The organism is Saccharopolyspora gloriosae, from assembly GCF_014203325.1.
GTDB classification, from domain to species: Bacteria; Actinomycetota; Actinomycetes; order Mycobacteriales; family Pseudonocardiaceae; genus Saccharopolyspora_C; species Saccharopolyspora_C gloriosae.
On the sequence record NZ_JACHIV010000001.1, the window covers coordinates 4,547,159 to 4,555,015 of the forward strand.

Genomic DNA, 7,857 nt, shown 5'->3' on the forward strand with positions numbered 1-7,857 from the left:
GCGGCGGTCGTGTTCGGCGGGATTGGGGTTTCGCCTACTTTTTCCCCGATAGGAATGGGGTTGCGACCCGGCGGGCTGCGCCAGCGGACCGCCGGCATCACCGTCGTGAGGAGACCCCAATGGCGCGCCCCGCTGGAACGGGCTTGCTGCGCAAGCCGGACACGACGCTGCCGCACCGCCTGGAGCGCTCGGCGCGCACCGAGCAGGGCGCGCTGCACCCCACCGAGGACCTGCTGGCCTGGATCGAGGAGCGCAACGCCGCGCAACTGCACGACGTGCGGCGCATCCCGTTCGCGGAGCTGGACAAGTGGCGGTTCGACGACGCCACCGGCGACCTCGGCCACGCCAGCGGCAAGTTCTTCAGCATCCAAGGGCTGCGGGTGCACAGCGACTACGGCCCGGTGCGCACCTGGACGCAGCCGATCATCAACCAGCCCGAGATCGGCATCCTCGGCATCCTGGTGCGCGAGATCGACGGCGTGCTGCACTGCCTGATGCAGGCCAAGACCGAACCGGGCAACGTCAACGGCGTGCAGCTGTCCCCGACGGTGCAGGCCACCCGCAGCAACTACACGCGGGTGCACGAGGGCAACCCGGTGCCGTACCTGGAGCACTTCCGCGACGCCGACGCCCAGCACGTGCTCAGCGACGTCCTGCAGTCCGAACAGGGCTCCTGGTTCTTCCGCAAGCGCAACCGCAACATGATCGTCGAAGTGCACGGCCCCGTCGCCGAGCACGAGGACTTCCGCTGGGTCACGCTCGGGCAGCTGCACCGGCTGCTGGCCGTGGACAACCTGGTGAACATGGACTCCCGCACCGTGCTGTCCTGCATGCCCGGCGGTTTCGAAGGCGCCGCCGAGGAACCCACCGGCGTGTCCGAATCGCTGGAGCGGTCCCGCGATCCGCTCTCCGGCACCCTGCACACCACCGCCGAAGTCCGCAGCTGGATCACCGCGCAGCAGTCCGAGCACGTGGTGCGCACCGACCTCATCCCGCTCAACGCGGTGCGGCGGTGGCGGCGCGGCACGCACGACATCCACCACGAGCTCGGCACCTTCTTCAACGTCGTCGCCGTCGACGTGCGCAGCAACAGCCGCGAAGTGGGCGGCTGGACGCAACCGCTGCTGCGGCCCTACGGCACCGGGATGGTCGCGGTGCTGGTCAAGCGCGTCGACGGCGTGCTGCACGCGCTGATGAACGCGCGCGTCGAACCGGGCTACCTCGACGTGGTGGAACTGGCACCGACCGTGCAGTGCACGCCCGAGAACTACGCCGGACTGGGCGTCGAGTACCGGCCGCCGTTCCTGGACCTGGTGCTCGACCGCCATCCTGAGCAGGTGCTGTTCGACACCGAGCTCTCCGAAGAGGGCGGGCGCTTCCACGAGGCCCGCAACCGGTACCAGATCATCGAAGTCGACGCGGACTTCCCCGACGCCGACCTGCCCGACTACCGCTGGCTGACGCTGCACCAGCTCACCGAGCTGCTCAAGCACAGCCACTACGTCAACGTGCAGGCCCGCAGTCTCATCGCCTGCCTGCGGGGCCTGCGGTGAGCGGGCCGGTGCGGCTGGGCGTGCTGGGCTGCTCGGCCATCGCGCGGCGCCGCACGCTGCCCGCCGTCGCCGACATCCCGGAGCTGACGACGGCCGCCGTGGCCAGCAGGGACGCGGCGAAGGCCGCGGAGTTCGCCGTCGCGTTCGGCGGCACGCCCACCGGTTACGACGAACTCATCGCCGACCCGGAGATCGACGCGATCTACCTGTCGCTGCCGACGGCGCTGCACCACGAGTGGACGGCGCGGGCGCTGCGCGCCGGCAAGCACGTGCTGTGCGAGAAGCCGCTCACCGACGACGCCGCCCGCACCCGCGAGCTGACCGGGCTCGCGCGGGAGAAGGGCTTGGTGCTGCGGGAGAACTTCGCGTTCCTGCACCACCCGCAGCACGTCCGGGTCGCCGAACTCGTCGCCGGCGGCCGGATCGGTGCGCTGCGGACGTTCACCGCGACGTTCGGCATCCCGCCGCTGCCCGCAGCGGACATCCGCTACGACCGGGCGCTCGGCGGCGGCTCGCTGCTCGACGTCGGCGTGTACCCGCTGCGGGCGGCGCAGCTGCTGCTCGGGCCGGGCCTGGCGGTGGCGGGCGCGACGCTGCGCAGCGACGAGGAGCTCGGCGTGGACCTGGCCGGGCACGTGCTGCTGGTGTCGCCGGAGGGCGTGTTCGCCGACCTGGAGTTCGGCTTCCAGCACACCTACCGGTCGCGCTACGGCCTGTGGGGTTCGGCGGCGGAGCTGAGCCTGGACCGCGCGTTCACCCCGCCCGCCGAGCACCGCCCGGTGCTGCGCATCGACGAGCAGGACCACGCCGAGGAGCTCACGCTCGGCGCCTCCCACCAGTTCCGCACGTCGCTCGCCGCGTTCGCCGGTGCCGTGCTGGACCGCGGCCCGGACGAACCGGCCTGGCTCGACGCCGCCGACGAGACCGCCCGGCTGATCACCGAGGTCCGCGAGCGGGCCGTGCGGGTGCGCGGCTGATGGAGATCGTCGGCAACGGGTTCCTGGCCCGCCACTTCGCCGCGCACTTCGGCGACGCGCACCCCGACGTCACGGTGATCGCGGCCGGGGTGTCGACGACGGCCGCCGCGGACATCGCCGCGTTCGACCGGGAAGCCGACCTCGTCGGCGACGTGCTGCGCCGCTGCCGTCGGGACGGGCGGCGCGCGGTGCTGCTGTCGACCTCGTCGGCCGCGCTCTACGGCTCGGACGGGGTGCCGGGCGTGGAGGACGGGCCGGTGTTCCCGATCAACGCCTACGGCAGGCACAAGCTCGCGCTGGAGCGCGTCTGCGAGCTCTCCGGTGCCCGGTACCTGGTGCTGCGGCTGACGCACCTGGTCGGGGACGGGCAGCAGCCGGAGCAGCTGCTGCCCACGCTGGCGCGCGGCGTGCTCGCCGGTGCCGTGACGGTGCACCCGGACGCCCACCGGGACCTGCTCGATGTGCGCCACGTCCCGCCGGTGCTCGACGCGCTGTGCGCGCGGGAGGTGCACGGCGAGGTGGTGAACGTGGCCTCCGGTGCGCCGATCGCCGTGCCGGACATCGTGGACGGTCTGCAGCGGCGGCTCGGCGTGGACGCCGAACGGCGGCTCGTGCAGCGCCCGCCGCAGCTCACGCGGGTGAGCCTCGCGAAGCTGCACCGCCTGGTCCCGGAGTTCGCCGGGCACGACTTCGGTCCCGCCTACCTGGACGACCTGCTGGACCGCTACTTCGACTCCTACGCCGCCGCCCGCGCCTGAGCGCACCGGGATCTCCCGCGTTCGGCGTCGAGACCGCCTTCGGCTCGCCGATACCCCCGCACGACCCGGCCCCGCGATTTCGCGAGAGTTCGAACGGGACCGGCGTGTCGGACACCCCTTGTGGACAACCGTTCCGGCTGCGCGCAAGGGGTGGTTCGGATATCGGGCGTGGGTTTCGCCTCGTTCGGGTGGTTCGATTCCTCGCGAGATCGCGGAAATCATCCACACCGCGACACGGGTCAGGGCAGCAGGTTCTGGAGGGTCGTGACGACGTCGGCGGGGGTGGGGAGTTCGGCCGAGGCCGTGGCGAGTTCGGTGGCGGCCTTGGCGAACGCGGGCTCCGAGATGAGGCGGTCCAGCGCGGCGGTGATGCCGTCGGTGCCGGCCTCCCAGTTCACGACGTCCAGGCCCGCGCCGGCCTCGGTGACCCGGCGGGCCATCACCGTCTGGTCGAAGCCGCAGGGCAGCGACAGCTGCGGCACCCCGGCCACCAGCGAGGTCATGGTCACTCCCCCGCCGCCGTAGTGCACCACCGCGTCGCAACCGGGCAGCACCAGGCTCAGCGGCACGTCGTTGCGCACGTGCACCGAATCGGGCAGCGGCCCGCAGTCCTGCGCGTCGGCGGGCGAGGACAGCAGCAGCACCTCGCACCCCAGCGCCGTGGCGGCCTGCACGACCTGCGGCATCTTGTTCACCGTCGGGCCGAAGGTGCGCGTCGCCGAGCGGCCCCACACCACGCACACCCGAGGGCGGTCGGTGCGCGGCGGCAGGTCCAGCGGCGCCCCTCCCGGACCGTTGTACGGGATGTAGCGCGCCGGGATGCGCTGCTCGCCGTTGTTCGGCCGGACCTGGTCCGGACACGGGTCCAGCACGTGGTCGATGTGGTGGAAACCCATCTCGCCGACGCCGTAGCGGGCGAACGCGCCGCTGGTGTCGACCGGTACCGCGGGCTGCGCCTCGGCGCCGCCGCCGACGGGGCTGTAGGCGTCGCCGGTGCCCACCGGCCCCCACAGCTGGAGCACGTCGGGCACCCCGGTCACCTTCGCGACCAGCGGGCCTTCCAGGCTCATCATGTCGTGCACCACGAGGTCGGGCTTCCAATCGCGGGCGTAGGCCACGGCGGCGTCGGTGCTGCGGGTGGCGCGCTGCAGCAGCGTGGGCCGCAGTCGTTCGTGCCACGCGCCGAAGTCGAAGTTCGCGAGGTCCAGCGGCTCCCCCGTCTCGGGGTGCAGCGGCGGCTCCGGGTACGGCCAGTTCCCCTGGTAGGCGCCGATCAAGTTGATCATGCGCGCGCCCAGCAGCAGGTCGATGCCCTCCAACACAGGCACCGGCGTCAGCCCGGCCCGCGTCACCGCGTCCACATCGGACTCCGCGCACAGCACGCGGACGTCGTGCCCGGCGGCGCGCAGCGCCCAGCCGAGCGGCACCATCGGGAAGTAGTGCCCGGGCCACGAGGACACCGCGAACAACACTCGCATGGGCCGCTTCCTTCGCTCGGCGGACGACGTCGAAAGACCACGCTACGACCGCGGCGAGTGGGGTGATCCCTAGTGTTGCGCGTCGTTTCGCAACTCCGGCGCACGGCGCTACAGTCGGGGAAATCCGCCTCGTCCGGCGCGATCCGCCGAGTTCGCCCCGGAAGCTAGTCTTCGCACGAGTGTTTTGTTGTTACGAGGCGTTGGTGCCCCCGCTGATCCGTGCCGCATGCTCGGCCCGCGGCTCCGGGGGAATCGTGGCCACAGCTGGACGGTCCCCAGGACACACGACGACCCAGTTGTGGGGGATTCATCCATGACCGCGCTGACAACGGTCCCCGATGGCCGGCCCGCCCGCGGCGGCCACGACTCCGACGCACCGATGATCGAGGCGATCGGAGTCGGCAAGTCCTTCGGTTCGGTACCCGCGCTGGAGTCGGTGACTCTGGCCGTGCCGAAGGGTTCCGTGCTCGGCTTGCTCGGGCACAACGGTGCGGGCAAGACGACGCTGGTGAACATCCTGACCGCCATGGTGCCGGCCACGTCCGGCGTGGCGCGGGTGGCGGGGTTCGACGTCTCGGCCCAGCCCAAGGAGGTGCGCAAGCGCATCGGCCTCACCGGGCAGTTCGCCTCCGTCGACGAGGAGATGACCGGCCGGGACAACCTGATCATGCTGGCCAGGTTGCTCGGCGCCGACGGGAGCCGGGCCCGCAAGCGAGCGGGTGAGCTGCTGGAGGCGTTCGACCTCACCGGGTCCGCGCACCGGCGGGCGCGCACCTACTCGGGCGGTATGCGGCGGCGGCTGGACCTGGCGGCCTGCCTCGTCGGAAACCCCGAAGTGATCTTCTTGGACGAGCCGACGACCGGGCTGGACCCGTCGAGCCGGATCGCCATGTGGAGCATCGTGGAACGCCTCGTCGACGAGGGCACCACGGTGCTGCTGACCACCCAGTACCTCGACGAGGCCGACCGGCTGGCCGACACGATCACCGTGCTCTCGGCCGGGAACGTCGTGGCGTCCGGTTCGGCCGCGGAGCTCAAGGCCCAGGTCGGGCAGCGCACGGTGACGGTGGTGGTGGAGCCCGGCACCGACCCGGAAGCCGGGTGCGCGGCGCTGCGCCGGGCCGGGATGCAACCGTCGGTCGGCAAGGACGGCACCGCGATCGTCACGCCGATCGAGGCGTCGCGGGACACGGCCACGGTGATCCGCGTGCTCGACGACGCGGGGATCGAAGCCGCCGAACTCGCCTTCGGCGAACCGACGCTCGACGACGTGTACCTCGCGCTCGCCCGCCACTCGAAGCGTTCCTGAGCCCGTCCCGCGCGCCTCCTCGAACTCACCGACCACAGTGGAGCGAGCATGACCACCACGTTGCCGTTGAACACGGGCAGCACGAACCTGGCGCCGCGCTGGAACGGGAGTTCCGCGGTGACGCAGATCGTCGTGCTCACCGCCCGATCGCTGCGCTCGTTCATCACCGACCCCGGCCTCGTGCTGGTCGGGTTGATCCAGCCGGTGATGACGCTGTTCGTGTTCACCCAGATCTTCACCAACTTCGCGCTCGCCGCGGACCTGCCCGCGGGCACCGAGTACCTGGACTTCCTGATGCCGGCCGTGCTGGTGAACCACGTCGTGCAGACCTCATCGCAGACCGGCATCGGCCTGGTGGAGGACCTGCGCAACGGCATCGTCGCGCGGCTGCGCTCGCTGCCGATCATGCCGAGCTCGCTGCTGCTGGCGCGCAGCACCTCGGACCTGGTGCGCAGCGCGTTGCAGGTGCTGCTGATCCTGGTGCTGGCCGTGACCGTGCTGGGCTACTCGCCGCAGGGCGGCATCGCCGGGATGGTGCTGTCCTCGCTGCTCACGCTGGGCGTGGGCAGCGCGCTGAGCTGGGCGTTCCTCGCGATGGGCGCGTGCCTGCGGCGCACCGAGCCGATGCAGAACATCAGCATCCTGGTGATGGTGCCGCTGATGTTCATCTCCAGCGCGTTCGTGCCGATCGCGGAACTGCCCGACTGGCTGGAGTTCATCGCGCGCATCAACCCGCTCACCTACGCCGTGGACGCCTCCCGCGCGGTCGCGCTCGGCTTGGACGGCACCCACCTCGTCGGCCCGTCGTTGCTGGTGAGCGCCCTGGTGGCGTTGGTGAGCGCGGTGGTCGCCGTCCGCGGCTTCCGCCGCCCGCTGTAACCTCGTCCCCCGTTCGAAGGCCTGCCGCGTTCTCGCGCGGCAGGCCTTTCGTCGTCGTTGGAGGCGTTTTCGCCGCTGCGACGGGACGTCGCGGATCGAGCCGGGACACTCCGCCGTGTTCCACCGGCAGTTCTTCCGCCGTCTCCGCCTGCAGTGCGGATCGTCCGGATGCTCGCGGCGGTGCAGGACGTCGCCCGCGCACCTCGGCCGGGCGAGTTCGCGCGCGGCCCACCATCGGACATCATCTTTCGTCGGAGGGAGCCACGCTCGTCCGGGCACTTCACCCTGATGTACGACGACCAAAGACGGCAGGGGTTTCGCCGGGTTCGCGGTAGTTTCGGCGCACAGGGACTTTTCAGGGCCACGCCAAGGGGAAGCAGATGCCCGAGACCGCCTCACCCGCGGCGATCCCGACGCCGGTGAAGATCGCCAGGGTCGTCCTCCTGATCCAGGGCGCGTTGATCGCGCTCGGGTCCGTAGTCCTCGTCGTCGACGCGGTTTCGGCCTGGGAGCACGGGCAGGACGTCGGCTTCCTCGACTACCTCGTGCTGATCCTCAGTCCGGCGCAGGCCCTCGCGCTGCTGTGGTGCGGGGTGCGGATCAGGAGCAGCACGGCGCGCACGCTCGCCGTGGTGGTGCAGTCGATCGCACTGGTCGCCGTGCTGCTGGCGCTGGTCACCACGGGCGCTCTCGCGCTGATCGGCATCGTGGTGCCCGCGTGCGTGATCATGCTGCTGACCCGGCCCGACGTCCGGGAGTGGTACGAGGCGGAAACCCCTGGCCGGTTCCCCGAACAGCGGGGCCACCTGTCCTGAACCTCGCTTTTCCGCTGGTGGAGCGGGAATCCGCCGCCGAGTCGCGCTCATCGTCCACGATGGACTGATCATGTCGAGTGATATCACT

The 7,857-nt window shown here is 71.3% G+C and carries 7 protein-coding genes; 6 read left to right on the top strand and 1 reads right to left on the bottom strand.

The features are described from left to right. Nucleotides 1-119: 119 nt before the first annotated feature. Genes BJ969_RS20020 through BJ969_RS20030 form a run of 3 tightly spaced genes read left to right on the top strand, consistent with a single transcriptional unit; the run spans nt 120 to nt 3,288 of the window. The gene (locus BJ969_RS20020) at nt 120-1,553 is read left to right on the top strand and encodes an NDP-hexose 2,3-dehydratase family protein (protein WP_184480913.1); all 1,434 of its coding nucleotides are present in this window, start codon (nt 120-122) and stop codon (nt 1,551-1,553) included. After that, nucleotides 1,550-2,530 carry a Gfo/Idh/MocA family oxidoreductase gene (locus tag BJ969_RS20025; RefSeq protein WP_184480915.1) on the top strand — a complete coding sequence of 327 codons (981 nt, stop codon included), beginning with the start codon at nt 1,550-1,552 and terminating at the stop codon, nt 2,528-2,530. The genes BJ969_RS20020 and BJ969_RS20025 overlap by 4 nt, the downstream gene beginning before the upstream one ends. Continuing rightward, nucleotides 2,530-3,288, top strand: a complete 759-nt coding sequence (locus tag BJ969_RS20030) for an NAD-dependent epimerase/dehydratase family protein (RefSeq protein WP_184480917.1) — start codon at nt 2,530-2,532, stop codon at nt 3,286-3,288. The genes BJ969_RS20025 and BJ969_RS20030 overlap by 1 nt, the downstream gene beginning before the upstream one ends. A 239-nt stretch (nt 3,289-3,527) precedes the next feature. On the opposite strand, the gene BJ969_RS20035 is transcribed toward BJ969_RS20030, so the two are convergent. Beyond that, a complete protein-coding gene (locus tag BJ969_RS20035) occupies nt 3,528-4,766 on the bottom strand; it encodes a nucleotide disphospho-sugar-binding domain-containing protein (protein ID WP_184480919.1) in 1,239 nt (412 codons plus the stop codon). A 313-nt stretch (nt 4,767-5,079) separates the two neighbouring features. Here BJ969_RS20035 and BJ969_RS20040 point away from each other — a divergent pair, with 313 nt between their 5' ends. The 3 genes from BJ969_RS20040 (at nt 5,080) to BJ969_RS20050 (ending at nt 7,769) form a co-directional block, all read left to right on the top strand. After that, on the top strand, nt 5,080-6,075 hold the full coding sequence (locus BJ969_RS20040) for an ABC transporter ATP-binding protein (RefSeq protein ID WP_343071505.1): 996 nt from the start codon (nt 5,080-5,082) through the stop codon (nt 6,073-6,075). A gap of 48 nt (nt 6,076-6,123) precedes the next feature. Further along, the gene (locus BJ969_RS20045) at nt 6,124-6,954 is read left to right on the top strand and encodes an ABC transporter permease (RefSeq protein ID WP_184480921.1); all 831 of its coding nucleotides are present in this window, start codon (nt 6,124-6,126) and stop codon (nt 6,952-6,954) included. Nucleotides 6,955-7,334: 380 nt separating this feature from the next. Next, nucleotides 7,335-7,769, top strand: coding sequence for a hypothetical protein (locus BJ969_RS20050; RefSeq protein WP_184480923.1), 435 nt, complete (start codon nt 7,335-7,337; stop codon nt 7,767-7,769). The last annotated feature ends 88 nt before the right edge of the window (nt 7,770-7,857 follow it).